The following is a 442-nucleotide window of genomic DNA, read 5'->3' on the forward strand; positions in this document are numbered from 1 at the left end:
GCGTTCAGAGCCTCTTCGCTTTCAACAACGATTCGCCCCGTTATCTTGTTTTCGGTCATTTCAAGGTGTATCTTTACATTTCCCAGAGTTTCAGGGTGAAGGGCAATTTTGATTGTTCCCTCTCCGCCGTCCCTAAGCGCCATTGACGCATGGCGGACAATATCGCCGTTAAAGTTCTGATGCAGTTCTCTGGCAAGCATATTCTCAAGCATATTGGCGGATTTCACTTCCCATGTATTTTGAGACTGCTGCCCCTGATCAGGCAGACGCAGATCGAGAGTTACTTCATGAACCGTAGTTTGTGTGTGAGAGCGACCTGCCGCCGTTTCTACAATTGAAACTGTTTTCGTCTGTGACCCATCGGGGGCCGTATTTGTTCTGTAATCACGGACTTCAACGGTTACTTTATCTTTGCGGGAACGGTTGCGGAATTCTTCAAGAC

Annotated in this window: 1 protein-coding gene; it reads right to left on the reverse strand. The window is 48.0% G+C overall.

The genetic code is table 11. The features are described 5' to 3' along the window. Positions 1-442, reverse strand: a 442-nt coding sequence (locus ACYVRH_RS14675) for a flagellar hook-length control protein FliK (RefSeq protein WP_461257601.1), incomplete at both ends; no start/stop codon positions are given.

It is taken from the genome of Treponema sp. R80B11-R83G3 (genome assembly GCF_054786115.1).